Source organism: Treponema vincentii, assembly GCF_018336815.1.
Classification (GTDB): domain Bacteria; phylum Spirochaetota; class Spirochaetia; order Treponematales; family Treponemataceae; genus Treponema.
In genome coordinates this window covers 1,403,678-1,429,768 of sequence record NZ_CP050497.1, presented here as the reverse complement: position 1 = coordinate 1,429,768, position 26,091 = coordinate 1,403,678, and the positions used below count along the sequence as shown (strand labels likewise).

Sequence of the window (26,091 nt, the reverse complement as noted above, 5' to 3'; positions counted from 1 at the left end):
TACCGGATTCGGTAATCGATGGTATAAATAAAAATATAGGAAGTTATGGATATCAAAATCATCTGCGCCGATATAACTACACTTAAAGTAGATGTAATCGTCAATGCGGCAAATACATCCCTGCTCGGCGGTGGGGGCGTTGACGGAGCTATCCACCGTGCTGCCGGATCCGAATTATTGGAAGAATGCCGTGCGCTCAAAGGGTGTAAAACAGGACAGGCAAAAATTACGCGCGGGTATCAGCTCCCTGCAGAATACGTTATCCATACCCCCGGGCCGATATATCAAGACGGTAAGCACGGGGAGCCGGAGCTGCTTGCAAGCTGCTACCGCAACTCGCTCATCCTAGCCGCAGACTTTCACTGTAAAACAATTGCGTTTCCCTGTATTAGTGCAGGCGTATACGGCTATCCTATGGAGGAAGCAGCAGCAATTGCTCTTTCTACCGTTTATGCCTACTTAATGGAAACAAAAAGTAATATGACTGTCTACCATGTTTGTTTTAATAAGCAAGCGGAAAACATTTATCGGCTGCTATTGTCAAAATTAGATAAAAATTGCTAAGACAGGGAGGCTTATTATGACCGTATCTCAGTTACACAAAGCGCGGTATACATATACGCCGCGTTTCCCCGCTATTCTCGAGGAACCGATTGAATCGATTGCAATGCAAAAAGGACAAGCGACAACATCCATGGCACATGCAGAGGAGATAAAACCGCTGTTTCCGCACACGTATGGCAAACCGGTTATTCATTTTGTCAAGGGAACAGCACATATTGACAAAAAACCGCTCAGGGTCGGAACAATTTTATCGGGCGGACAAGCGCCGGGCGGACATAATGTCATAGCAGGCTTATACGACGGTCTAAAAAAGGCAAACCCCGGCTCCAAGTTATTCGGTTTTTTAGGTGGGCCGGAAGGATTGATTATCGGAAACGCTATCGAAATATCCGGAGAGATTGTCGATCGATACCGGAACACAGGCGGCTTTGATATGATCGGTTCGGGGCGTGCAAAAATCGAAACACCCGAGCAAGTTGCCGGAGTGATAGCAACGGTAAAGCGGATGGAGCTTGATGCAGTGGTCATTATCGGCGGCGATGATTCAAACACAAATGCAGCCATATTATCAGAATATTTTTTGCAACACGGCATTGCAACGCAGATTATCGGCGTTCCTAAAACCATCGATGGCGACTTAAAGTACGATATGCTGGAAACTTCTTTCGGGTTTGACACGGCAACCAAGATATATTCCGATCTTATCGGCAACATCGCCCGCGACGCAAATTCGGCAAAGAAATACTGGCACTTTATCAAACTGATGGGTCGATTTGCCAGCCACATCGCTCTGGAATGTGCGCTCCGTACCCAGCCGAATATCTGCCTGATTTCCGAAGAAGTTGCCGAAAAAAAAATGACCCTCAAGCAGATCACCGATATAATCGCCGATGCAGTGATAAAGCGCGCAAACCGTAAGGAGAACTTCGGTGTCGTGCTTATTCCCGAAGGTGTTATCGAATTTATCCCCGAGATGAAACAGCTCATCAAAGAACTCAACGCAGCGATGGCGCAGTATCCCGATGCATTTAACACGCTTGAAACTTTTAAACAACAAAAAGCGTGGGTAGAGCAACACATTAATCCCGAATCAGCCGCCTTGTTTGCCTCGATGCCGGAGGACATTGCCGCGGAATTTTTAACGGATCGAGACCCGCACGGCAATCTGCAAGTGTCGCGGATAGAAACAGAGCACCTGCTGATCGGCTTAGTAAAAAACCGGCTTGCCGAGTTGAAAAAAGAAGGAACCTATACAGGGAAGTTCAGTGCACAGGCTCACTTCTTTGGATATGAAGGGCGGGCGGAATTCCCTTCAAACTTTGATGCGGATTATTGCTATGCCCTTGGCAGAACAATCTTTTTGCTGATTGCGAACGGACTGACCGGCTATATAGCATCGGTATACAACCTCACAGCGCCGCCCATCGAATGGAAACCCTGTGGCATTCCGTTAACCAAACTGATGGATATGGAATTGCGCTCGGGAGAGAAGAAGCCGGTTATCAAAAAGACGGTTATCGATTTGAACGGTAAGCCGTTTAAAACCTTTGCGGCGCAGCGGGAACGGTGGGCGGTAGAAACTGCCTATATTTTCCCCGGTCCTATTCAATATTTCGGACCGTCTGAACTATGCGATGTTCTCTCTAAAACCTTACTTTTGGAGCATGAAAACCGGCAGCACTCCTCATGAACAAAACAGGTGATACGAATTCAACACCCATAGTGCATCAAAAAAATTTCAACGATTTTTATCGATGGCTTGACGGCTTCATTAACTTTGAAAAACGGCCGCATAAAAAGACCTTTTCGCTTGAGGTTATCGGCTACTATGCAGCGCTTTTTTCCAACCCGCAAACAGCGTATAAAACTGTACACATTGCCGGTTCAAAGGGAAAGGGTTCCGTTGCGGCGATGTTTTCAGCCTTGCTCACCGAAGCCGGTTATAGGACAGGCCTCTACACGTCTCCCCATGTAAACGACTTCCGCGAGCGGATAACGGAAAACGGCCGTTTTTTCGATAATTCCGCCTATCTTAAAGCGTTTCGTACCGTACGAGAGGGCATACAACCTTATATCGGGAAGGAGAGCGAGCCGCAACCGAGCTGGTTCGAGCTGGTAACGCTGACTGCCTTTGTGCTGTTCCGACAAGAGAAACTCGACTGGGCGGTGTTTGAAACCGGCATGGGGGGCAGGCTTGACGCTACCAATATCGTACAGCCGGAACTAACCGTGCTGACACCGATCGAGCTTGAGCACTGCGAATATCTCGGTCATACCATTCCGCTCATTGCGGCGGAAAAAGCGGGCATCATTAAAGCATGGTGTCCCGTTTTTTGCTCACGTCAGCAACCTTCCGCGCTTGAAGTATTCAAAGAACGGGCGGCGGCACTCAATGCTCCGTTTTTTTATCTACCCGATTTTATCGAAACGATTGAACACCGGCTCACACCGCATGGCCGCGAAGTTACCATCCGCTTTTCCGCCGCGCATCCGGTAGGGGCGCTCTTTAAGCGTCCGCTGCACACCATACTCCCGCTTTTTTACGCCCGTACAGGCGGAGAACGCTGCCCTCGCTGCCGCCGCTTTTAAATACCGCTTTCCCGACGCACCGGAAGACTTAATCGAAAGCGGGCTTTCAAAGGCATGGCTCCCCGCGCGATTCCAGCTTTTAAGTACCAAGCCTTTAATTGTCCTCGATGGCGCACATACGCATAACAGCATACGGACTTGCGCAGACACGTTTTTTTCTCTCCTCAACAACGGATCCGGCGCTTCGATTCCCTATAACGACAGTACATCCGTACATTCCGGCCGCTCAGCAATTCATGCTGCCCCTTCAATCGCATACTCCGGTACCCTGCCCGTATCCGGCACTATACCCGCATACTCTGATACTCAGTCCATACCCGACGCACCACCGAAGACCAAGCCGATACTGGTGTTTGCCTGCGCCGCAGACAAACACCCCGCCGGTTTTGCGCCGATATTCTACGGCAACATTGCGCACCTCTACCTCACCGTGCCGGGCTCGTTTAAAAAGGGCAATTTAGAAAAAACCGTCGGCGCATTTACGCAGGTTTTCGAAAATGAGAACAGTGTTGTAATGGAAGCGAGCGAGGATTTTAACGCGATATTAAAGAAGGCCTTTACCCAAAGCATTACCGAAAATCGGCCGCTGTTGATTACGGGTTCATTCTATCTGGCGGCGGAAGCGCAACGAGTATATTCCGCTGAGGGTTTTCAGGATCGGGAAACTCAAGGCTGACCGCGTAAAGCTGCAAACTCACCGGTGGAGCTTCCGCTCCCTGCGGCGCATACAGAGGGTCGCCTACAATCGGAAGCCCTGCTGCAGCCAGATGAGCGCGCACTTGGTGCCGATATCCGCGGGAAAGGCGGCAGCGCACGCGAATCAGGCGACGTTCTGCACCGGTTTGAGACGGGCAAGATTCACAGGCAATTTGAGCTACCGTATCGTTTCCACCGATCGAGGACGGCAGCATATCGACCGCTTCGATGACCGTCGTGTACAGCCGCCCGTCTTTCTTGTAATGCCGTGAAGCAGAAAAAACAGGAGCAACCCTTTTTGCGCCGGGGCCGAAATTCCTAAATTGACTTTCCAGCGTAAGCGGTAACTTTGCGGCTATCCGTTCCTGCGCAGCTATCTGCTCCTGTACAGCCATTCTCCTCTGTGCGACAGACAGCTTTTTCAGCCTAGACAACTCCGTTACATCGAAACCATGCCCGTTATCTATTTCAGGGGATAAAGTCGGCTCTACGAACGCGCAATAAGTTTTGATCATCCGCCCCGCTTCCTGCCGGGCAGCAAGAAAATCATATACCGCCTGATCCTTTGCAAAAAGCACAAGACCCCGCGTATCCGTGTCGAGCCGGTGCAGCAGTCCTGCCTCGATCGCCTTTTTACCGCGTACCTGCACCTCGGCAAGCGGAACCTGCACATCGTTCTGCGCAGCATTAACGAGTGCATCGGTTTGGTTATCATCGGACGGGGCATTCCCCTTTGCCTCAGCGCTATGCAAAAACCAGTACACCAGCGTATTGCGTTCATCTGCTCGAAGCGGCGCGGTGGGAAGATGCGGGGGCTTATACACAACCGCCCAATGAGCGGTTTCCCGTACAATACAGGGGGCCGTTCGAGTATAATCGAACGCCGCCGTTACGGAACATATAGAACATATATCTGTAGAATTTTGCAGAGCTGACTCCTCGGCACACATATCAGGGCATCTCTAAAAACTATATCCTGCGGTTATGCACCTGTCAAGCAAAGCTTACACTACGATCAGGTCAAACGTATTTTGAAAAATCTAAAACTATCGACCTCTTGACACTTGCAAAAAAATAACTGACAATAAGCCGGTATTCCAGTAAATACCAACTTTGAACAAAGGAAGGGGGTCGTTACCATGCGGCACAAATTATTGATACTATCACTGGCTTTAGGACTGCTTACAGCTCCGTTTATCTGCGCACAAAATAAAGACGCTGCAAAGAAAAATGATAAGGGCAGTGAGTCCGACAGTATGATTACCGTCGAACAGGCATACCTCAATTCAATTGAAGGCGTTATGATTAAGGAAATGGTTGCCGCTGAAGGACGCGATTCGAAGAGTGTTGCCTTACAATACATTGAAGATGCATTAAATCAGGGGCGTCAATCGGAAGACATTCAGGTGGCTTTAAGTACGTTAGCAACCGAAGGTCTTTCAACCGTTGTAAGAGAAGATGGCAGAATCGTAAATAACTATCCGGATATAAGACGCCGCGCATGTGAGTTGCTTGGGCAAATGGGAACCGATAAAGCTAAGGATACATTGGTCACTGTCATGTACACCGACAACGAACCATCCGTTATCACAGCCGCAGTAAAATCGCTCGGCGAAATCGGAAAAAATGACAATGATGAAGTATTCAATATGATTAACTGGATTGCTCGTAAATTCGATACGGTTAATCCGACGAGTTCTCTCGCACTTGAAATACTCAATACCTTTGAAAAGATGTCCGGCTCAATTATAAACAAAAAGGATATGTTTGAAACGGTAATGCGCATTGCAAATAACTATAGCTATGTAACGCCGGTAAGAACCAGAGCCTACGAAGTAATGCGCGGCATTTCAAATTCCAACTCCAATACGGATCAAAAAAAGAATAAATAATTCCTGTTGGGCTGTTTATTCAGCTGGAGGGTTTAATCCCCTGTTCTTTACACCGAACAAAGGAGATTAAACCCTGCTGCAAGCCACAAGCCGATTGAGCTTTTCCCGATACCTTGTATGTTCCTGCTTAATCGGCTATCATAGCAGCTACAGAGTTTTGCGTATCCAATGATTTGCAGCTTCTCTGAACACAGGTAAAAAGTTAATAATGTTCCTGTTGAGGTTTTAATGCAACTGACAAATATGCAGTTTATCCTTTTCACAATGCTAATACCCTGTACCATATCAGCCTTTTTTGTATATCTTGTGATTCTTTTTGCAAAACGACACAATTTATACGATGACGTCGGCGGTAGAAAAATACACACAGGGAAAATTCCGCGACTAGGCGGTGTCGGTTTCTTTTCTGCCTTTGCATTGAGCGTCTTTATCGTCTACTTCAAATTTCCAAGCAATATCGTTATAACCCGCCAATTCACGGCCATTATCGTCGGGGGCTGCTTAATTTTCTTCATGGGGCTTTGGGATGACTTAAAAAAATTGGCGGGCTATCTATAAACTTATTGTTCAATTAATTGCCGCCGGTATCGTCGCGTATGCCGACTTCCGCTTTACCCGCATCAGTTTTGGCCCTCTCGGCCTTTTCATCCCCTTCGGTATTTTTGCTTATCCGATAACGATACTCTGGATTGCAGGGGTTACTAATGCCGTAAACTTGATGGACGGCATCGACGGACAGGTAGGTTGTTTGAGCGTTTCATTGCTGATCAGCTATATTATCCTATTTTTCAAAGACTCATCTCCCCATTTTTCTATGATTTATACCTGCATCATATTGGCCGCTGCGATTATAGGTTTTTTATTTTTTAATCTTTCCCGTCCTAAAGCGAAGATATTTATGGGCGATGCGGGGTCTCAATTCCTCGGCTTTGTGCTTGCAATACTCCCGCTGGTACCCAGAAACGACGGATATGAAACTGCAGCACTCCCTTTTGCAATTATTTTTATGATGCTGCCTATTTTCGATATGATCGCTGCAATTTGGCGACGGATACGGGATAAAAAACCGATACGGGAAGGTGATAGGCTGCACCTTCATCATAAGCTGATGCTTATCGGTTATTCGCCGCGAGGGGCATTGGTTACTGTGATGATTTTACAGATCATTATAGATATATTCGTAACGCTTGCGGTTATTTCACAAGGACTTATGGCGCTGGTAACGCTCATCGGACTTTCACTGGTGGGGATATTATTCTTTACGCTCATTCATTTTGAAAAAGAAAAGCACCTTGCCCATGACGGTACATCGATACCGAAGAATACGCAGTAAATTTCTTCCTACTATATCGCTGAAAATCAATCTTCCGTGCACCGGCGTTTTATTGAGACATCTCTACAAGCTGTAGTTTTTAGAGATTACCACCTGTAGGAAACGGCTATAAAGGAGACGATTATGTGGAAAAACTTAGATGCATGTTCCCTGTTTCGCGATTTGCAGGAAGCAGCAATACCGAACATCACGCAATTGATGAAAGGAGACAGCGGCGCATACCGAATCGAACAATATTCCATACCGATGGCGGCCGGTATGCACTACAATTATGCTGCAAAACAAGTGGACGAAACGATCCTTACCATGCTTGGCGTGCTTGCGAACGAACAGCAAGTAAAGTTGAAGTATGAGATGCTCCTTTCAGGCGAAGAAGTCAACACCGGAGAACACCGGAAAGTCCTGCATCATCTTACGCGCGGACAGCTTGGGGACGATGTTATCTACAACGGTAAAAATATGCGAACCTTTTATCTTGAGCAGCAGGAAAAGGTGCGTGAGTTTTCAGAAGCGGTCAGGAACGGTTCCATCACCGCTCCATCCGGTAAGCCCTTCACCGATGTCGTGCAGATCGGTATCGGCGGTTCAGACCTTGGGCCGCGCGCGTTGTACCTTGCGCTTAAAGCATGGGGAGAGCGGCATAATAAGCTCAAGCTTCGCGCTCACTTTATATCGAATGTAGACCCTGACGATGCGGCGGCGGTACTTTCCGCTTTAGACTTGTCAACGACGCTGTTTATCTTGGTTTCAAAGAGCGGCACCACGCTCGAAACGCTTACCAACGAACGCTTCGTCGGGCAATTTTTGCAGGAGGCGGGACTAAACCCTGCAAAGCAAATGGTTGCCGTAACAAGCGAAAGCAGTCCGCTTGCCAATAATCCATCCTACCTTGCATCCTTCTATATGGATGACTTTATCGGCGGGCGGTACTCTTCCACCTCTGCATGCGGAGGTGCGGTGCTTTCGCTGGCATTCGGGGCGGATACCTTTGACGCCCTCCTTGCCGGAGCCGCCGCTGCGGATAAGCAAGCCCTCGAACCGAGCCATACCGGAAATGCCGCGCTTATGGATGCGCTCATCGGTGTCTATGAACGGAATATTCTCGGCTACGGCAGCACCGCCATTCTGCCCTACAGCCAAGCGCTTTCCCGCTTTCCAGCTCATCTGCAGCAGCTGGATATGGAATCCAACGGAAAATCGGTGAACCGCTTCGGCAAACCGGTTCACTATAAAACAGGACCGGTTATCTTTGGGGAACCGGGCACCAACGGGCAGCACTCGTTCTATCAGCTGCTGCACCAAGGCACCGATATCGTGCCGCTCCAGTTTATCGGGTTTGAAGAAAGTCAATACGGGAAAGACATTACCGTGGAAGGCTCTACCAGCCAGCAAAAGCTGCTTGCCAATGTTGTCGCGCAGATTACCGCCTTTGCATGCGGCAAACAGGATGATAATGCGAATAAGAGCTTTGCCGGAGGGCGCCCGTCGAGTCTTATCCACGGAAAGGCGCTTACACCGGAAGCGCTCGGTGCGCTGCTTGCTCATTACGAAAACAAGGTAATGTTCCAAGGCTTTATCTGGAATGTCAACAGTTTCGATCAAGAAGGTGTCCAGCTCGGTAAGGTACTTGCCAAAAAAGTTTTATCGCACGATATGCCGCCCGAACTCGCCGCCTACGCCCGCCTCTTCGGACTATAATAGGCTGAGGGAATTATCACAACCGGTATGCTCAAGATCGTATCCGCCGAGTTCATCAAAGGGGCAATTAACAGTAAACAGTTCCCGCAGATAGGCGTTCCCGAGTTTGCTTTTTTCGGACGCTCCAATGCGGGAAAGTCTTCGCTGATAAACATGCTCCTTAATAGAAAGAACCTCGTAAAAACAGGCTCAAAGCCGGGCATGACACGAGAAATCAATTTTTTTGCGGTGAATGCTCCGGCAGGAAAGCAGCCAAGTGCGGAATCCTTTTGCGTTGCCGACTTACCCGGCTACGGCTTTGCGCAAGTATCCCAAGCGGAACGGAAACGGATTGACGCTATGCTGTATGATTACTGCACAACCCGCTCCACACTTAAAACGGTATTTTTATTGATGGATATCCGGCGGGATCCTGCTGAAATAGAACTGCAAACCTTGCAGTTTTTCAGGGAATACAACATACCCGCTGTCTTGACGGTAACCAAAGCCGATAAGCTCAGTAAAAAATGAACAGGCAAAGCAGATCCTTGCCCTTGCATCTTTCTTTGAATGCAGCAAGGATGAAATAATCGTAACCTCTGCTGCAAAAAAAACGGGCAGAGAAAAGCTCTTACAGCATCTCTCCGCCTGTCTTCTTGTGTAAGATTCAATGCATATTCTTTTTGCTTCAGATACACATATTTTGTATCCATGTTGGTTTCTTCAATATAATCGTCAAAAAAAGATACTATCAAGGAATCATCGACCGATAATTCACTTAAGCGCTCCATTATTTCCAATTTTAGCTTTCATTATCATCCCCCAAAAAAGGAAAAATTATATGTAGTGAGCTTTGCCGTCAGCTTAATTCGCGTGTTGAACGGCGCTGTGCGCCGGACGACAGGCGGATGTTCCGCCGCCCGTTGAACGGACGCGCATGTCCGTTCAACATTGTTTTAAACCGCAAACGGCTTGGCCGTTTGTCGGCTTTGGAAACTATGTTAGGTTTTCTTCTACATCATAATGATTTTTGCATTGAATAATTTTTATAAGTCCATCCTCTATTTTATGCACAAGCCTATTTTTCTCATCTATTGTCCTTGACCAATATCCGCTTAAATTTTCTTTTAATGGCTCATGATGTCCTATCCCATCATTACCGTTTCGTTCAATATCAGCAAGAAGTTTATTAATTTTCTTCAGCGTCTTTTTGTCTTGCATTATCCAATATGTATAATCCAACCAAGCATCATCTGAAAAATCTTTATGCATTTTATGCCTGAACAAGTTCGCGTATTGAATGCTGTGCTTGCGCTGCAGTCTTGCCAATATACAATGGCTGTGATAGTATGCCCACCGTGATACGGTTTAAAAAGTACCTGCTTAGCTGGTTCGCAGTTTGTGTCGGCGCTTTATGCTGTTCCTGCTCTCACGATCGGTTCGGTTATCTCTATACCGGCTTACGTGAACACCGCAAAGAACAAAAAACGTTGGTCGCTTTATTAGAAAAAAAGAGCAGGATGCTCAAATACGGTTCGCCCTTATCGACAAAATTACTTCTCATTTGCAAGCTGAGCATAAAATAAAATCACTGGCAGTGTTCCTGCAGTCCGTTATTGACGCGGAACCGGACAATCCCTATAATGCCTACTTTCTTTTACGGCTCGCGGCAGCGTATCGGGAAGCCCAAGAGGACGCTATTGCCGCGTATTATTTTGAATATGCCGTTCAAAATTATTCCGATATGACGGTGAACGGACAGTCAATCCACTTACTCTGCCTAAAAAATCTGATAGAGCTTGCAGGAACCGGCAGAAAATCGATTGTTTATTATTCTCGGCTTTTAACCGATTTTTATAATGAGTTCGATCCTGCGCAAGCATATTTTATGCTCGCGCAGGCTTATGAAAAACAAGGGGAATGGCAGCTTGCAATCCAAGCTTATACGCAATTTTTAGATCTGCACCGGTTTGATGTTATTATTCCGGGTATTCCCGACACTTACGGCTATGCACGTAAGATTGTCGACTACAGCGCTTCGACAAAAAGCTGGACGTTCAATACTCTTGATGATCTTGTAAAGACTATTAAAACGGCGATTCGTGCAAGGGACTATGCGACATTGGAACGATGCCGCTCAAAGGTTAACTTCTTTGCAATGTCGTGGAAGCAGGAGTTATCCGATACGCAACAACAGCCCGATACGAATCTAAAGGATTTTATGTACGGCAGCGCGATCAGTATTGCCTCCGAGCTGGATCCATCCTCCACTCCTTACGAAGCTTATTTAAGGACTTCCGGTTGGAACCAATATGTCCGTACATGGTACCTCTACTTTAGGAAAATAAACTTCCCTGCCGATCCGGCAATCCACGGCCGCTGGGAGTGGGCAGGTATCTACTATGGAGAAAAAGTTTAAGGATGCATTTAACCGGTAAAAAACTACATATAAAACACTTCTGCGTCGGCATCATAGCGGGGACATTGTGTATTCTCCCTATCTATGCGAATATCCAACCAAAGCCGATAGGGGCGGACACAGAGACGTATATAAATAAACCCCTTTTGCAGAGTTTTCAAAGCAACACGTTTTTACACAGTACCCTTGTTCCTCATGATCATCCGTTAATCGAAAAATTCCGTAAGCAGTATATGTGTGCCGACGGCTACAACTACCTTTCAAAAATCATGAAGCGTTCTGCTCCGTACCGCGATTTTATCATTGGGTTGCTCGAATCCGAAAATATGCCCGCAGAACTTTTGTTCCTGCCTGTCATCGAATCGGGTTTTTTTGAAACGGCAACTTCAAAATCGGGCGCCGTCGGAATTTGGCAATTTATGAGGAACAGTGTCGGCGGCTTTAACATCCATATCGACGATTGGGTTGATGAGCGGCGGGATCCATGGAAAACGAGTGTCGCTGCGGTCAAAAAGCTGAAGTGGAATTACAGTCAATTCAATGACTGGCCGCTTGCACTCGCTGCCTATAACAGCGGAGTGGGAACAATACGAGCAGCGATCAAAAAAGGAGGCAAGGCAGACTATTGGTACCTTGCAGAACACGGTTACTTAAAAAAAGAAACACTCTACTATGTGCCCAAATTCCTTGCCATTGCAGAAATACTTTCCCGCAGCGATGAGCTGAACATCGATTGGGGAAAGACAGAAGAGCATCAACCTACTTCCACAATTGAAATCAAACGGGCAATCGATGTGCGGCTACTTGCAGAGGAACTCGGCCTTGAATCCGAAGCGATTAGAAAACTCAACCCCTCGCTCCGTTACTTTATCACACCGCCGAGTATCAAATATCAGCTGCGTCTCCCTTCGGCTTATACCGAAGCGGCGCAAACGGTGCTCAGCCAATCGGATAAGTTGCTGATAAAATACTATCAGTACCGTGTAAAATCGGGCGACACGCTCTATGCGCTCGCAAAACACTATGGGGTCAGCGTTCAAAGTATCTTGAATTATAACACCGGCCTTAAACCGGAAACGCTGAAAATCGGAAAGACTATTTTGATTCCTGCATTAAAATCAGTCGGGGCGTATACGGGCAAGAGTGTTGCACAGGCGGGAAATTTTGACGGCACGCATACCATCCGGCAGGGCGATACCCTGTGGTCGCTCGCATTAAAATATTCGGTTTCAGTCGAACTTTTAGCTCAAAAGAATAATCTGACGGTAAACAGTGTCCTCAAGTTAGGGAATACCCTAAAAGTGCCGATACTGTAACGAGGACGTATCTATGAAACATTCATTTTCCCTTACCGTTTTCGTTTTATTTGCTTCAGTTTTCTGCTACGGCTATCCGTCGGGGATGGAATCCCAAACAGTACAAAACTGGGAAACAGCTCAAGTAGATTCAAAAATCACACTAGATTTAAATAAAAGCGGGTTGTACCTGCCGACCGATAGAAATGCGGCAATACGGCTTATCCAGCAGAACCGCTCTTCTCTCTTAAAGAATGCCTATCTTTCCATATTAGTGGATTCTTCCCACAGGGTCGGCAACTATCTGGCAGAAGAAAAAATTTCATTCACCGATATAAATACTGTTATTAACAACGGTAAAAGCACAGCGCCTATTCTCTCTCAAGAATTACAGACGGCTATTGTTTATCATCAAAATCCTTTACAGGAACTTGCCAATCTCTTTGTAAAACACAATGCGCCGTATACCCCTTCGTTTTTTCCCCTCGGTACAGCGAGTAAGGTATACACCGGCATTTTAATCGATGCCCGCGGTCAGCTGCCCGTACATGGCGAGTATTCCAGTGAGCAACTCAATCCTTGTCTGTTTCCGAAAATCTGGAATAAAAATATGAATCTGATTTACGAGAAAAACATCGTTAATCCCGCTCAGGCAAAAAAACAAGGCATTGTTTTGTATACCGGTACATTGGATGAAAGCGAGTACCGGGACAGGATCGGCACGGAACCTTTAAGAATTATTGCACGCGGCGTTTTCGGCGATAACCGAACTGATCCTATCATCAGCAACGAGGATGCGGAGCGAATTCTAGCCAAAAAAGAAAATATCGAGCTGCTGCGCCAAGGAAAGATTGTTATTGTGTGTGATAAAGACACGTTACAGGTTTCTCCGACATATCCGCTCGTCGATGAACAGTTCTATTTTATGTACCGTGATATAGAAAAATTCTTCCTCGACCGCGAACCGGAAAACATCGCCGTCAAAGCGCCTAAAAATATTATCAAAATTACCATGTATGATATCCGGTTTGTGGCGGATTCGCCTGAAATTCTTCCCGACGAAACAGGCCGTATTGATGTAATTGCAGAAGCGCTTAAAAAAGTCGGCCCGAATACGCACTTCTTAATCGAAGGTCATACGGCAGATCTTAACCGCCCTGAAGGTGAGCGTATTCTTTCCCTTCAACGAGCCGACAAAATTGCAGAAGAACTTGCAAAACGGAGCATCGAAGCAAATAGAATGCAAACTGCCGGATACGGAGCAACCCGTCCTATTGCACCAAGCGATACCGCCGAAAACAGGGCAAAAAACCGCCGCGTCGAAATTACCATCATGCGCGACTAACAATCGGGCATCTAAAAACTCATACTTTGGAGATTCCCAAAGCATTATTTATCAATACAAGGAGTGTGTAATATGAAGATAAAACATACTATATATTTATGCTGTGCGATTATGGCGCTCTGTCTTGCTTCGTGCATGACTGTCCCTAAAGAATCCGAAATACCGGAAGAGGCAAGCGCAGCGGATTTAACACAAAAAGCGCAAGAAGCCTTCGATTCCGGTAACTACCGCGCTGCACGTGTCTATTATGAAACTATACTGAAACGTTTTGCCGACGATGAAAGCGCTTGCATCGCCGCTCAATATGAAATTGCACACTTGCATATCAAACGGCATCAATGGAAGGATGCATATACCATACTCGAAAAGATCATTGCTCAATATGAAGGACCGATGGCGATGCATTTGCCGCCCGATTATTATAAACTTGCAAAAATCGACCATACCCGCGCTGCAGAAAAACTCGGCATTAAAACAAAGCAGTAGGATCCGCCGGTTTTTGCGCTGTGTTAATATTTTATGGTATTGAACGGAATAGACCGGATACATAATTTCGATTCTCTTTTTAAGGGGAGAAAGCTCGGCGTTATCACATCGCTGTCCGGTCTTTCTAAAGATTTTATCCCTTCGTGGAAAATACTTGCTGAACGGTATAGGGTACGCGCCCTCTTTGCACCGGAGCACGGGCTTTACGGCTGCGAAGATGCCGGCACGGTATGGGAAGGCGAGAACAAATCTGTTTCCGGTATTCCGCTCTACAGCCTCTATCGGCGAGACGGGCAAGATTTTAAACCCGACATGCTGGTCAATATCGATACCTTAGTGTACGACATTCAAGATGTCGGCGTCCGGTTTTATACCTACATCTCTACATTGATACTCGCAATACGGGCAGCATCGGCTCACGGTAAGGATTTTATCGTTCTCGACCGGCCTAATCCGCTCGGCGGCGTTAAAACGGAAGGTAACATCGTAAAAAAAGACTTTGAAAGTTTTGTCGGTATGTACCCGCTGTGTATCCGGTACGGTTTAACCGCCGCCGAACTTGCACGAATGGTACATACCGAGGAACAGCTGAGGTGCTCACTGCACATTGTGCCGATGGAACACTGGCGCCGCGATATGCTTTTTACCGAAACCGATCGCGTGTGGATACCGCCATCCCCCAACCTACCGCACTTTGACAATACGCTCGCCTATCCGGGTACCGCGCTGTTTGAAGGAACCGATGTATCGGAAGGCAGAGGTACGGCAAATCCGTTTACCCTTATCGGCGCTCCGTACATAGAGGGGGAAAAACTTGCCGATACGATGAATGCGGCAGGGTTACGCGGCGTACATTTTTTACCCGCCCGTTTTACCCCTTCCGCCTCCAAATATGTAGGCGCGCCATGCCGCGGCATACAGCTTTTTATCACCGACCACAAAGCCTTCGAGCCGGTTAAAACGGGCGTAACGCTCTTATTTGCCGTTAAAACCGCCTATCCCGATGATTTCCGATTTTTACCCCCTGCGGAAGCAACCGCCGCGGAGGGGAACATTTCAGCGTCGATAGACCGGCTCGGCGGAGACAACCTATTGCGGACAGCCTCTTCCTCAGCCGAAGTGTGCAGCATATTTGAAAAAGAAGCGGAAGCTTTTTACCGGCGTATCAGGCCGTTTTTTATCTACTCGTAGGAGAGAACAGCTATGAACAGCACAATATTAACCGAGTATATCGGACAGATGTTTGCCTGCGGTTTTCCGGGAACGGAAATGCCGGAAGACTTTATCGCATTGGTAAAAAAATATAAGGTCGGCAATGTCATCCTCTTTAAGCATAATATTACAAGCCTTGCACAACTGAAAAGGCTCTGCACGGACATACAAACCTTGATTACCGCTGAAACCGGACACCCTGCCTTTATCACAATTGACCAAGAAGGAGGAGCGGTTTCACGGCTTGCTGAAGACTACTATAACGTACCCGGCGCAATGGCGCTGGCGGCAACCGGCGATGAACTGAACGCCTACACCGCCGGTAAAATCACCGGGGAAATTCTCCATGCCCATGGCGTAAACTTTGACTTAAGCCCTGTGCTGGACGTCAATTCCAATCCGCATAATCCGGTTATCGGGGTACGCAGCTACGGAGATGACCCTACCCTTGTCGGCCGCTACGGGCTGCAGATGGTACGGGGACTCACCGCAGGCGGCGTACTCAGTGCGGCAAAGCATTTTCCCGGGCACGGCGATACATCGGTCGATTCGCACCTCACGTTACCGACCGTCCGTAAATCAAGAGCTGAACTGGAACAAACGGAAATAGCACCTTTTGCGCAGGTCATCAAAACGGGGCAGCTTCCCGCAGTTACCATCTCGCATATTCTCTTTCCCGCCATCGATGAACAATTCCCTGCGACCATCTCAAAAAAAATCGTAACCGGTTTATTAAAAGAAGAACTCGGATTTAACGGGTTGGTTATCAGCGACTGTATGGAAATGAAAGCGATGCAAACGTACTTCGGCACCGCGGAAAGCGCTGCGGCGGCAATCAACGCAGGTATCGAACTGATTTTTATCTCCCACACCATACCGACTGCCTGCGCCGCCATCGAAACGGTAACGCGCGCCTGTGCAGAAAAGCAGATTTCCTTCACGACCATCGAACAGGCAGCCGAAAAGATTATCGGCTTAAAAAAGCAATTCAAACCCGCACAGCCGCTGCCGGAAAAAACGATGGAAGAATATCGGAAAACCATTGCAAGTCTTCGGCGCAAAACGCTGACGGGCTATCATCTCCCCGAAAGCGGATTTCCTAACCTCGGGGATAAGCCGTTTTTTGCCGGTCCGCAGCCGTTCATTGTTACCAATGTGTCGAACGATGTCGATAATTCAATCAGCTTTGCACGCTCCATGCAAATCGCATTCGGCGGCACCGGTATTGATACGTCGATCGACCCTGACGAAGCGGAAATCGCGCGAATCGTTGCGCAGGCGGAATCGGCTACCGGTATCGCCGCAGCGAGCTACAATGGACACGTAAAACAGGGACAGCTCAAATTGATCCAAGCCCTTGCACGTCTGCATAAACCGATGATCGCCGTTGCCCTACGCAATCCCTACGACCTCGGCTGCCTGCCCGATACCGTCTGCGGCCTCGCTGCCTATGAATACAGCAACGCAGTGCTATCCTGTATCACCGAGATGCTCAAAACGAATGCCAAACCGGAAGGGCATTTCAGCGTTACTATCCCAAAGGTTGTGCTTGAATAAGTAAAAGGTAAAAACTATGGCTGATATGTTGGTAAACTTGCTCCGGCTGTCTCCGGCAGAAGAGCTTTACGCAGAATTGCAGCGGAAATACGATGTGCATATCCGGCGCGCGATGACGCCTGATAAGTTCCGAATCGTTGAATGGGTAAAAGAACATTCCACTTTAAGCGCAGCAGGCGAATGCGATACCTGCTTTTCCCGCATACCGGTGAGTTGCTTTATCGCTACCCGCGGGCAGAACATACTCGGATATGCGTGCTATAACGCAACCGCGCCCGACTTTTTCGGCCCTACAAAGGTATTGGAAGATGAACAGGGGAAAGGAATCGGCAAAGCGCTGCTGCTCGCATCGCTCCATGCCTTACGCAACGAAGGGTATGCGTATGCCATTATCGGAGGAGTAGGCCCCGAAGCCTTCTATCAAAAAACCGTCGGCGCCGTTTTAATTGACGGCTCTACGCCCGGTATTTACAAAGACTTTCTACCGAAACTCTAGGGCTTAGTCCCCTGCCTCAAAGTTACTCAAACAACTCGGCAAGTTCTGCGTTGCTCATCTTGCCGATCCACGATTCGCCGCCGCTCAAGGTCATCTGTGAGATATGCCGCTTCTTCTGAATCATCTCGTCGATTTTTTCTTCAAAGGTACCGGCGCAGATAAAACGGGACACAAACACGGTGTTGTGCTGCCCGATTCGGAATGCGCGGTCGGTCGCCTGATCTTCTATCGCAGGGTTGTACCAGAGGTCAAAGTGGATAACGCGGGTCGCGGCGGTAAGGTTTAAGCCGGTGCCGCCTGCCTTGAGCGAAATAAGAAAGATGCGCTGCGCCGGATCGGTTTGGAACGATTCGACTGCGGCCTTTCGTGCGGTAAGCGGCATCTGTCCATGCAGCAGCAACGGCTCATCTCCGAATTGCTCCTGTATCAGCTTCCGCAATAAAAAGAGCGTTTGCGTGTATTGGCTGAAAATCAGCGTCTTTTCGCCGGCGTCCAATATTTCGCCGAGCAGCTGCATCAGCGCCGCAGTTTTTCCGGAAAGCCCTACATCGGTCTGAAAGCTTTCGTCGTAGACATGGGGATGGTTGCACACCTGCTTTAAGGCGGTCAGCAGTTTCAGTACCAACGCATTCCGCTTAATCCCGTCTTCGGTCTTCAACACGCTTTTCAGCTGCGTTTCAACAAGGCTTTCGTACAGCGCGATTTGCTCCGGTGTCAGGCGACAGTATTGCGGCGTAATCACTTTTTCGGGTAAGTCGGAAATAACGACAGGGTCGGTTTTAAGGCGGCGGAGTAAAAACGGCGCGGTAATCTTTTGGAATGATTCCGCAGTCTCCGCATCGCCGTGCAGCTCGATGGGTATGCGCCATTTTTTACGGAAGGTTTCCGCAGAGCCGAGATAGCCCGGAATGATAAAATCGAACAAGGCGCGCATATCCTCAAGGCTGTTTTCAACCGGCGTACCGGTCATCGCGATGCGGGACTGTGCCTGCACAAGCCTGAGCGCTTGGGCGTTTTTGGTCTGTGTATTTTTAACCGCCTGCGCTTCATCGATAATCAGGCAGTCAAAGGTCTTTTCGGAAAGTTTTTTTACATCCCGCTGGAGGGTCTGGTATGTCGTAATGTGAATGTCAGACTTCGCGGAAAACCGCCGCCCCTGTCCGTGCAAGATTGTACAACGAAGCGACGGAGCAAAGGTGTGCAGCTCATGTTCCCAGTTCGGTAAAAGACTCGCCGGAGCCGTGATAAGGATGCCGCTATGCTCAAAGCCCTGTTCTTTTAATTTGAGAATGAGGGCGATAACTTGCAGCGTTTTACCGAGTCCCATATCATCACCCAACAGACAGCCGAAACCGCTTTTAATGGTAGAATAGAGCCACTGAAACCCTTTTTCCTGATACGGCCGGAGCCTCGCCTGCAATGTGCGGGGCACTGCGGCGTTTGTTTCCTGAAAGAGCGAATAGGAAAACGGCGCGCCGTCCGCCATGACGGTATCTCCGGTCAGCGTCCCTTGAATGACCTCGTTGATGTCGGGTCTTTCGTGCTGCATGGTTTCGAGAAGGCGCGCCGTGTGTTCGGGATCGACAAGGATGTAGCGGTCGTTGAATTTCACCAAACCGCTGCTTTGCTTCATCAATGCGCGGAATTTCTTGGCGCTGATGACGGTATCGCCGAGCATAATGCTGCGGTCATAATCCATCAGGTTATCAAGGCTGAGGTACGACTGTACGGCGCCGGCTCCTTTTTGTCGTTTCAGCTGGAACACCGCCCGCGGTTTCAGCGCCCGCTGCAGCGTCTTAGGCAGTACAACCTCTATCCCAAAACGGGAGAGGAGCGGCGCCGCCGTCCGTAAAAACACCGCCGTCTCTTCCTGCGTAAGCGGAACCGACTTTTGCCCGATCATCTCCGTTAATTTCGGCAGATATGCGGAAAGCGCAATCGCGAACTCCACCGTTTTGCTTTCCAGCTGTACGGAGTCGGCGATACGGGAAAACGGTACGAACCGGTTGTTCGTTTCTTCGCTGTGGCAAACCTCGGCGGAAATTTGAAAGTCGGATTTTTTCGCTTCCTCTAAAATGAGCCGAAAACGGAGGCTGTTGCTGTCGTAGTAGAGCGCGGCAAGCCAGCGGGTAATCGATGCGGGAAGACGGCGCATACCCGGCGCCTTCGTGTTGATAGTCGCGCCTTGGAAAAAGAGAGCCGCAATTTCCTGTTCCGCTTGGCGGATACCGGCGGGCATAAAACCGGCAGTATGTACATATTCGGTGAGGAACGCCGTCAGCAGTAGTTCGGCGCAGTACCGCCTGCCCCAGCTCTTAACTTGCGGAAAAAATGCTTCGGTAATAAAGAGAGCGCAGCGGTCGATTGCAGCGGAAACAGCCTGCGCCGAAGTCAGCGGCTTCCAAAATATCGCCAGTTTCCGCGTTACCGGATCGAGGTATACCGCCGGCAGCAGTGCGGATTCGGCAACGAGCCGCTCTCCGAGCGTCAGTACCGTATATACTACTTTCATGCCGTCAGGAGAATCCGCGGCAGGCGTAACACCGCGCAGGAGGTGAAGTGCTTGCACGAGCGTCAGCGCCGCCTCCGTACCGTTCGGAAGCCGCACGCGGAGCTGCAACGCTGCTTCTTTCTGCAAGGGGAAAGCCGGAATACCTGCCGTTTTTTGCTTCGGCAATTTTGCCGTATCGAGCCGAACCGGCGTGTACAAAAGGCGGCTTGAACCGCACAGCGCTGCCGCCGAGGCGCAGCCCGTACCGGATTTCATTAAAACGGCAATCCGCTGTTCAAGCGTCAACTCGAATTCTTTGTTCTGCCGGACAATCAGTTTATGGTATAGCTCTTTAAAGGCTGCCACCAAGTCATCATCATAAAACGGTGTAAGCGGCGGAAGCAGCGCGGAAATCAGCGATAAAAACGATTCTTCAAGCGGAAAGCGGGGAAGCTCCGCCGGTACGTCCGGCGCAGGCTCATCCGCACAGCGCAGGGATAACGGCACCGGATGTTCGCACTCAGATTCCGACGGCACCGGAAGAGACGATGCTTTAGCCGCCGTACCCGCCGCGCCGGATTGCCTCGCTTTCCTTTGCGCTCCGGCAGTTGAGGCATTACCGGTTGCCGGTGTTTCAAGCGCGGTATCGGATACTTGACCGGCTGTTATTCCACCGACGGCAACCGTATCAGCATTCGGTGTTTCACACGCTGCAGTACTTGCCGTCGGTGTAACACCCATTGCCGTATTCGCTACAGGGGCAGTATCATCCGCCGATGCTACGCACTGCTCCGGTACGACGGTTAGAGCCGGTTCGGCGGACATCTCCCGTGCGACGGGCAATATCTTTTTCCGCAGTTCGGCAAGATCAATTCCCGCAAGCTGAAAGAGGAGCCGCGGATCGTGGTCGATTTCTTTTGCGAGTATATACAGCACCGCGGCAATGTGTTTACACAGAGAGGCTGAGTCGGGACAGGAGCAATCGCTTTCGATAAGGCTCCAGCGGCGGGGAATAAACCGTATATCTTTTGCCTCAAAGAGCGTTACAAGGCGTTCCGTCATCGTACCGCTTCCCAATGCGATGAAGTCGGCGGGATGCTCCGTTAAGATTTTTTCCAATTTTTTACGGTTCGGTTCGGAAATAGGGGGAAAGGTGAGCGAAATATAGTACCACGGGTCGTAATGCCCCGCGACGCGGGCTGCAACTTTATTGCCGGTAATAACGAGGGAATCTACCTTACCGGTATTCGCGTAACTTTTCCCCCGCGACACCCGCCCGTCGCCGTCATAACTTTCGATCATCCGTAAAAACCATGCGCCCCACGGCGTTGTTCCGTACTTACTGCGTGCCATAGGACGATTTTATAGGATTTTAGCCTAAGATGCCAGCTGCGGCTGCACGCAATCTAAGAGAACTGAGAATCTCTCAAAATTACTCTGATATATCTCAACAAACTAACATAGAACTTACACCGGCAGCGGCTCGATCTTCTCTTTGTAAATACGATGCATAAAAAAGATGCACGCGATGATGGAAACAACTTCGGCAATAAGGTACGACCACCAGATGGCATTGATATCGCCGGACAGCGAAAGCAAATATGCCGCCGGAAGGAGTGCGACGATTTGGCGTACAAAGGTCGCAATCATGCTGTAGACTGCGTTGCCGAATGCTTGAAATACCGAAGAAAAGGTGATACCGAGCGCTGCGCCGAGAAAGCTGCATGCGATGATGCGGATTGCAGGAACACCGATCGCGAGCATCGCGGGGGATGCATCGAACAGCCCCAAAAGCTGTGCAGGGAACAATTCAAAAAGCACCAGCCCGAATAGCATAACCACCATCGCAAGCAAAAGACCGTTCCGTATCGTCGCCGTAATCCGCTTTCTGTTCCGTGCCCCGTAATTGTACGCGATAATCGGCACCATGCCGTTGTTCAACCCGAACACCGGCATAAAGATAAAGCTGTTCAGCTTAAAGTACACGCCGTACACCGCAATCGCAGTGCTCGAAAAGGCGCTCAAGATGATGTTGAGAAAGTAGGTGGTAATCGATGTTATAGAGCTGAGAAGGATAGACGGCACGCCGACTTTATAAATTTCCGCAACGATGCGCGGCTCGGGAAGCAGGTTTTTAAGCTTAAACTGAATTTCACGGTTTTTTGTTACGTTAAAGAAAACCGAAACACAAAGACCGAGTATCTGCCCCAATACGGTTGCGAGCGCCGCGCCCCGGATACCCATTTTAGGGAACGGCCCAATCCCGAATATCAGCAGCGGGTCGAATACCACATTGAATACGGCGCCGGAAAGCTGTGAATACATCGTATACAGCGTAAGCCCCGTTGATTGGAGCAGCCGGTCGAACGTAATACCGAAAAAGAGCGCAAACGACATACGGAGCACAATGTCCAAATACGCTTCCCCGTAGGAAACAATTCCGGCGTCTACTCCTTGAGAAGCAAGGTAGGGGCGTACCAGTACAATCCCCGCAATAAAAAAGACGATAAAGTTACAGGCCGCCAAAAAAACGGCGTTCATTGCGGTTTTATTGACATCCTCTTGATTCCGCTGACCGAGCCGTTTGGACAGCAGCGCATTAACGCCGACACCCGTCCCTACGGCAAAGGAAATCATCAGGTTTTGGATGGGAAAGGCAAGCGATACGGCTGTCAACGCATCCTCGTTGATTTTTGCCACAAAGATACTGTCGACGATATTATACAACGCCATAATGAACATCGAAAACATCATCGGCAGCGACATATTGAGGATGAGCTTCATAATCGGCATAACGCCCATCTTGTTTTCAGCAGGACCGATAACTCTTGCCTTTAGTTCTTCCATTCATATCACCTATTTAAAACGGTTTTTGTCCAGCATTTTGTTAATCGAGTAGGGCATCCAAGTCTGCACAAATCTTCTTTTTATCAAGCTTTTGCCCGATAATGCAGAGTTTAATCATCCGGTCGCCGACTTTTTCGTCCCATTCTTCCCTCATCCGAGGTTCTCGGGCGAGAATTTTTTCCTGTTCGCGCTTAGAGGCGGTTGCGAGCCATCTGCCGGAAGCCCCCGCTTGAATTTGCCGTCCCGAAGTTTCAAAGACGTATGCCATATCCTGCTCATCGCTGAACCAGACGACGCCCTTGGAGCGGATTATATTACGCGGCCATACTCCTGCATATTTTTCAAGCTTTTCCCTGCTAAACGGACGGCGGCGGTAGTACACAAAAGAGCCGATACCGTACTCATCCTCATCCGCGCCTTCATGTTTATGTTCGTGATGATGGTGGTGGTGATGCCCGTGTCCGTGTTCTCCATGCTCATCATGTCCGTGATGACCATGTTCGTGATGTTCATGCTCATGATCACAGTGTTCGTCATGGTCGTGGTCGCAGTGCTCATGGTCATCATGGTGGTCATGATCGCACTCTTCATCGTCATCATCGTACTCTTCCGCACGTTTTTCCAGTTCGGCGACCCAGCCCGCACTTTCAAAGACTTTTTCAAAGTCAAACCGCTTTGTCGCAAGCAAATCCTCGAGCGGCACCTGACACCGCGTTGTCTCTATCACCTTAACATGGGGCTGGAGCTTAGTAACAACCGCTCGCACTTTTTTCATCTGATCTTCCGTTACCAAATCTTTTTTGTTGATAATGAGTGTAGAGCAAAACTCAATCTGCTGAACGAGGAGTGATTCTATATCTTCTTCTCCCATATCCTTTTTTAACAGCTGCGCTCCGTCGGAAAACTCATCCACCAGCCGCTTTGCATCGACAACGCTGACGACATTATCCAAGTAGCCGTTTTCGATTGTTTCAATAGCCTGCGCAATCGGCATCGGCTCGCATACGCCGCTCGATTCAATCAGAAGGTAGTCGTACTTTCCCGACGCAATGAGGTTTTCAATCTGCATTACAAGGTCGGTTTTAAGCGTACAGCAGATACAGCCGTTGGTAAGCGGCACAAGGCTGCTTTTATCCGTGATATTGGCGTCCTTCTCTATCAGACTGGCATCGACGTTGATTTCGCCGATATCGTTGACAATGACTGCTACCTTGTAACCCTTTTGGTTCGCAAGGATCATATTCATCAAGGTCGTTTTGCCCGCGCCCAAGTATCCGCAGAGCAAGGTAATCGGTACTAATGGTTTTTTCATATATTTCTCCTATCTAATTAATTTCTCCTATCTAAAAACAATAAAACATGAATATACTATAAAATAATATAAAATGGAAGAACTTTTGAAAATAGCCTGTTGAACAGGAGCATCCTTACGGCGCAGTAGATGCGTCGTCTATTTCAAAAGCCGTCTGATTCGTTTACCCTGAGTAACTGCTGCGGATACTCAATTGACCATAAAAAAAGCCCCTGCGGAGGGGCGGTTTCTCCTGCATTTCGGCGGTCTTTTGAGCGGAGAACAGCCTCAAAATCCTCTTTCGTACCGTTCTGCTGTTCATAATGCAGCAAAGTTCCGGTTATCGAGCGTACCATGCGCCACAAAAAGGCATTTGCTGAAATTTCAAACACGAGAAATTCCCGATCGGTAAAAAACCGCGCCGTATAAATATAGCGCGATTTGCTTTTACTTTGATCCCCTGCAGCGGAAAAAGTCGTGCAATCCAATTCTCCCGACAAAACGCTTGCCATCCGATTGAGTAGGTTAATATCCGGTTCGCGCCGTATATGCCAGCAATAGGGTAATTGATGTGCAAAGGCTGTTTTCCCGCAGTGAATAAAGTACCGGTACGTGCGGGATCGGGCGCTAAAACGGGCGTGCAGGTTATCTGAAACATGAAACGCTTCCATAATCCGTATATCCTTAGGCAACGCGGAATTGAGCGCCGGAATAAAGCTATCCGGTTTAATCCGCGCTATATCGGTAAAAAAGTGCGCAGCTTGCCCGCAGGCGTGCACTCCCGCATCGGTTCTCCCCGAACCGAAAAGCTCGACGGGGTGTTTATGCAGCAGCGCCAGCGCCCGCTCAATTTCGCCCTGTACGGTGCGGAATGATTCTTTTCCGTGCTGCAACTGTTTTTGCCATCCATGGAAACGTGTTCCGTCGTATGAAATACGGAGCAGAATATTCCGCCGGAGAACAGTCGGCTCAGCATCAGTCGTCGTCATCGGTTTCGTTTAATTCACGTTTCAGCGTATCATAAAGGGTGCGGGCATGTTCCAAAATCGGGCCGGGCTTACTTTTGGAAGATTTTCCGAGCCCGAACATCTTTGCCAACGCAATTTTATGCATTTCCAGCCGTTTCAACCGAGTTTTGGTATCTTTTCTCTGCCCGTACCGATATTCCAATAAGGCGCACAAATAAATAACACCGTCATACCCGTAGTTTTTATCTACATCGGGACCGAAGGATTTTAAGCCTGCAATCATCTCTTTGCCGGTGGTCTCCAATTCAAGCGCACGCCGATACAAGAACAATGCCTTTTGATAAAAAAGGTTGGAAATATACGTGTAGTTCTCTTCCGGTTCTTTTTCGCCGAGCGTCGAAAAAAGCCATGCCGCACGGATCGCACATATTGCCTGTTTAATAGTAGGAGAATACTTTGCAGTGAAATGATCGTAGCAGAGCAAAGCAAGATAATAGGAGGCGGCTCCTTCGTGAAGCGTTCTAGCAGTATTAAAATCAACGTGCCCGAAAAGACCTTTTACCGCACTATAGCGTTCGTTCATAGCTTCCAGCAGCTTTTCGGCAATCGGCTTTTCGATAACTCTAAAATCTTGTGTAAAGCCCGTGTACAAACACTGCGGGCAAACAGTCATGCTGTAGATAAGCGGATAGACCTCTCCGTATTTTGCCGACGGTTCATATAAGCGGCGTAATTCTTCCGTTAAATCACCGGCAATAACGCGGCCACCCCCGGAATACATTTCTTCTCGTTTAAACTTTGCCCCGCATACAGGGCATTCAACCTGATCCTTGGAATAATAAGAAATAGCTACTTCTTTTTTGCTTTGCTGATCTTCTTCACGTTTCATACTATGGATCTCCTTTTAACCCTACCGGCTACCGGTAAAACCTC

At 48.6% G+C, this 26,091-nt stretch carries 20 protein-coding genes and 2 pseudogenes; 15 read left to right on the top strand and 7 right to left on the bottom strand.

The window, feature by feature from the left end; all coding sequences use genetic code 11:
• The first annotated feature begins 45 nt into the window (after nt 1-45).
• From GWP40_RS06460 to GWP40_RS12765, 4 genes are all read left to right on the top strand, one after another.
• Nucleotides 46-564: an O-acetyl-ADP-ribose deacetylase gene (locus GWP40_RS06460; protein WP_212564669.1), complete on the top strand. Its 519-nt coding sequence runs from the start codon at nt 46-48 to the stop codon at nt 562-564.
• 16 nt (nt 565-580) lie between these two features.
• On the top strand, nt 581-2,254 hold the full coding sequence (locus GWP40_RS06455; protein ID WP_212564668.1) for a diphosphate--fructose-6-phosphate 1-phosphotransferase: 1,674 nt from the start codon (nt 581-583) through the stop codon (nt 2,252-2,254).
• Nucleotides 2,251-3,153, top strand: a complete 903-nt coding sequence (locus tag GWP40_RS12770; protein ID WP_230974293.1) for a bifunctional folylpolyglutamate synthase/dihydrofolate synthase — start codon at nt 2,251-2,253, stop codon at nt 3,151-3,153. Before GWP40_RS06455 ends, GWP40_RS12770 begins: the two co-directional genes overlap by 4 nt.
• A 349-nt stretch (nt 3,154-3,502) precedes the next feature.
• The gene (locus tag GWP40_RS12765; protein WP_230974292.1) at nt 3,503-3,829 is read left to right on the top strand and encodes a folylpolyglutamate synthase/dihydrofolate synthase family protein; all 327 of its coding nucleotides are present in this window, start codon (nt 3,503-3,505) and stop codon (nt 3,827-3,829) included.
• Here the strand turns inward: GWP40_RS12765 and GWP40_RS06445 are convergent.
• A complete protein-coding gene (locus GWP40_RS06445; protein ID WP_212564667.1) occupies nt 3,747-4,799 on the bottom strand; it encodes a pseudouridine synthase in 1,053 nt (350 codons plus the stop codon). The genes GWP40_RS12765 and GWP40_RS06445 overlap by 83 nt on opposite strands.
• Before the next feature lie 189 nt (nt 4,800-4,988).
• On the opposite strand from GWP40_RS06445, the gene GWP40_RS06440 reads away from it, so the two are divergent.
• From GWP40_RS06440 to yihA, 4 genes and pseudogenes are all read left to right on the top strand, one after another.
• On the top strand, nt 4,989-5,741 hold the full coding sequence (locus GWP40_RS06440; protein WP_212564666.1) for a HEAT repeat domain-containing protein: 753 nt from the start codon (nt 4,989-4,991) through the stop codon (nt 5,739-5,741).
• Nucleotides 5,742-6,291: 550 nt separating this feature from the next.
• Nucleotides 6,292-7,074 (top strand): MraY family glycosyltransferase, encoded by a 783-nt coding sequence (locus tag GWP40_RS06435; RefSeq protein WP_330997242.1) that lies wholly within the window; start codon nt 6,292-6,294, stop codon nt 7,072-7,074.
• A 123-nt stretch (nt 7,075-7,197) separates the two neighbouring features.
• Nucleotides 7,198-8,772: a glucose-6-phosphate isomerase gene (locus GWP40_RS06430; protein ID WP_414162738.1), complete on the top strand. Its 1,575-nt coding sequence runs from the start codon at nt 7,198-7,200 to the stop codon at nt 8,770-8,772.
• Nucleotides 8,773-8,799: 27 nt separating this feature from the next.
• Nucleotides 8,800-9,415: pseudogene (yihA, locus tag GWP40_RS06425) on the top strand (ribosome biogenesis GTP-binding protein YihA/YsxC).
• A gap of 332 nt (nt 9,416-9,747) precedes the next feature.
• Here the strand turns inward: yihA and GWP40_RS06420 are convergent.
• Nucleotides 9,748-10,023, bottom strand: a complete 276-nt coding sequence (locus GWP40_RS06420; protein WP_212564665.1) for a Txe/YoeB family addiction module toxin — start codon at nt 10,021-10,023, stop codon at nt 9,748-9,750.
• A 77-nt stretch (nt 10,024-10,100) separates the two neighbouring features.
• Between GWP40_RS06420 and GWP40_RS06415 the strand changes: the two are divergent.
• The 7 genes and pseudogenes from GWP40_RS06415 (at nt 10,101) to GWP40_RS06385 (ending at nt 17,561) form a co-directional block, all read left to right on the top strand.
• Nucleotides 10,101-11,170, top strand: a pseudogene (locus GWP40_RS06415) (tetratricopeptide repeat protein).
• A gap of 2 nt (nt 11,171-11,172) precedes the next feature.
• Nucleotides 11,173-12,486 carry a LysM peptidoglycan-binding domain-containing protein gene (locus tag GWP40_RS06410; RefSeq protein WP_212564664.1) on the top strand — a complete coding sequence of 438 codons (1,314 nt, stop codon included), beginning with the start codon at nt 11,173-11,175 and terminating at the stop codon, nt 12,484-12,486.
• Between the two features lie 13 nt (nt 12,487-12,499).
• A complete protein-coding gene (locus GWP40_RS06405) occupies nt 12,500-13,810 on the top strand; it encodes an OmpA family protein (protein ID WP_212564663.1) in 1,311 nt (436 codons plus the stop codon).
• 72 nt (nt 13,811-13,882) lie between these two features.
• Nucleotides 13,883-14,296 (top strand): tetratricopeptide repeat protein, encoded by a 414-nt coding sequence (locus tag GWP40_RS06400; RefSeq protein WP_212564662.1) that lies wholly within the window; start codon nt 13,883-13,885, stop codon nt 14,294-14,296.
• A gap of 33 nt (nt 14,297-14,329) precedes the next feature.
• Complete coding sequence (locus tag GWP40_RS06395; RefSeq protein ID WP_212564661.1) at nt 14,330-15,487, top strand: exo-beta-N-acetylmuramidase NamZ family protein; 1,158 nt, start codon at nt 14,330-14,332, stop codon at nt 15,485-15,487.
• Nucleotides 15,488-15,499: 12 nt separating this feature from the next.
• A complete protein-coding gene (locus tag GWP40_RS06390; protein ID WP_212564660.1) occupies nt 15,500-17,065 on the top strand; it encodes a glycoside hydrolase family 3 protein in 1,566 nt (521 codons plus the stop codon).
• A 16-nt stretch (nt 17,066-17,081) separates the two neighbouring features.
• Nucleotides 17,082-17,561: a GNAT family N-acetyltransferase gene (locus tag GWP40_RS06385; protein WP_212564659.1), complete on the top strand. Its 480-nt coding sequence runs from the start codon at nt 17,082-17,084 to the stop codon at nt 17,559-17,561.
• Between the two features lie 22 nt (nt 17,562-17,583).
• On the opposite strand, the gene GWP40_RS06380 is transcribed toward GWP40_RS06385, so the two are convergent.
• The 5 genes from GWP40_RS06380 to GWP40_RS06360 all read right to left on the bottom strand — a co-directional run bounded on the left by GWP40_RS06380 (nt 17,584) and on the right by GWP40_RS06360 (nt 26,047).
• On the bottom strand, nt 17,584-21,405 hold the full coding sequence (locus GWP40_RS06380; RefSeq protein WP_212564658.1) for a DEAD/DEAH box helicase: 3,822 nt from the start codon (nt 21,403-21,405) through the stop codon (nt 17,584-17,586).
• Nucleotides 21,406-21,519: 114 nt separating this feature from the next.
• On the bottom strand, nt 21,520-22,899 hold the full coding sequence (locus tag GWP40_RS06375; RefSeq protein WP_212564657.1) for an MATE family efflux transporter: 1,380 nt from the start codon (nt 22,897-22,899) through the stop codon (nt 21,520-21,522).
• A 40-nt stretch (nt 22,900-22,939) separates the two neighbouring features.
• A complete protein-coding gene (locus tag GWP40_RS06370) occupies nt 22,940-24,211 on the bottom strand; it encodes a CobW family GTP-binding protein (RefSeq protein WP_212564656.1) in 1,272 nt (423 codons plus the stop codon).
• Nucleotides 24,212-24,354: 143 nt separating this feature from the next.
• On the bottom strand, nt 24,355-25,179 hold the full coding sequence (truA, locus tag GWP40_RS06365) for a tRNA pseudouridine(38-40) synthase TruA (protein ID WP_212564655.1): 825 nt from the start codon (nt 25,177-25,179) through the stop codon (nt 24,355-24,357).
• Nucleotides 25,166-26,047 carry a DUF2225 domain-containing protein gene (locus tag GWP40_RS06360; protein ID WP_212564654.1) on the bottom strand — a complete coding sequence of 294 codons (882 nt, stop codon included), beginning with the start codon at nt 26,045-26,047 and terminating at the stop codon, nt 25,166-25,168. Before GWP40_RS06360 ends, truA begins: the two co-directional genes overlap by 14 nt.
• Nucleotides 26,048-26,091: the final 44 nt, after the last annotated feature.

What these genes read in the sequence shown, in the direction of transcription:
- GWP40_RS06460 (WP_212564669.1), top strand. Translation starts at nt 46, where the DNA reads ATGGATATCAAAATCATCTGCGCCGATATAACTACACTTAAAGTAGAT.
- GWP40_RS06455 (WP_212564668.1), top strand. Translation starts at nt 581, where the DNA reads ATGACCGTATCTCAGTTACACAAAGCGCGGTATACATATACGCCGCGT.
- GWP40_RS12770 (WP_230974293.1), top strand. Translation starts at nt 2,251, where the DNA reads ATGAACAAAACAGGTGATACGAATTCAACACCCATAGTGCATCAAAAA.
- GWP40_RS06445 (WP_212564667.1), bottom strand. Translation starts at nt 4,799, where the DNA reads ATGTGTGCCGAGGAGTCAGCTCTGCAAAATTCTACAGATATATGTTCT.
- GWP40_RS06440 (WP_212564666.1), top strand. Translation starts at nt 4,989, where the DNA reads ATGCGGCACAAATTATTGATACTATCACTGGCTTTAGGACTGCTTACA.
- GWP40_RS06430 (WP_414162738.1), top strand. Translation starts at nt 7,198, where the DNA reads ATGTGGAAAAACTTAGATGCATGTTCCCTGTTTCGCGATTTGCAGGAA.
- GWP40_RS06420 (WP_212564665.1), bottom strand. Translation starts at nt 10,023, where the DNA reads ATGCATAAAGATTTTTCAGATGATGCTTGGTTGGATTATACATATTGG.
- GWP40_RS06410 (WP_212564664.1), top strand. Translation starts at nt 11,173, where the DNA reads ATGCATTTAACCGGTAAAAAACTACATATAAAACACTTCTGCGTCGGC.
- GWP40_RS06405 (WP_212564663.1), top strand. Translation starts at nt 12,500, where the DNA reads ATGAAACATTCATTTTCCCTTACCGTTTTCGTTTTATTTGCTTCAGTT.
- GWP40_RS06400 (WP_212564662.1), top strand. Translation starts at nt 13,883, where the DNA reads ATGAAGATAAAACATACTATATATTTATGCTGTGCGATTATGGCGCTC.
- GWP40_RS06395 (WP_212564661.1), top strand. Translation starts at nt 14,330, where the DNA reads ATGGTATTGAACGGAATAGACCGGATACATAATTTCGATTCTCTTTTT.
- GWP40_RS06390 (WP_212564660.1), top strand. Translation starts at nt 15,500, where the DNA reads ATGAACAGCACAATATTAACCGAGTATATCGGACAGATGTTTGCCTGC.
- GWP40_RS06385 (WP_212564659.1), top strand. Translation starts at nt 17,082, where the DNA reads ATGGCTGATATGTTGGTAAACTTGCTCCGGCTGTCTCCGGCAGAAGAG.
- GWP40_RS06380 (WP_212564658.1), bottom strand. Translation starts at nt 21,405, where the DNA reads ATGGCACGCAGTAAGTACGGAACAACGCCGTGGGGCGCATGGTTTTTA.
- GWP40_RS06375 (WP_212564657.1), bottom strand. Translation starts at nt 22,899, where the DNA reads ATGGAAGAACTAAAGGCAAGAGTTATCGGTCCTGCTGAAAACAAGATG.
- GWP40_RS06370 (WP_212564656.1), bottom strand. Translation starts at nt 24,211, where the DNA reads ATGAAAAAACCATTAGTACCGATTACCTTGCTCTGCGGATACTTGGGC.
- truA (WP_212564655.1), bottom strand. Translation starts at nt 25,179, where the DNA reads ATGACGACGACTGATGCTGAGCCGACTGTTCTCCGGCGGAATATTCTG.
- GWP40_RS06360 (WP_212564654.1), bottom strand. Translation starts at nt 26,047, where the DNA reads ATGAAACGTGAAGAAGATCAGCAAAGCAAAAAAGAAGTAGCTATTTCT.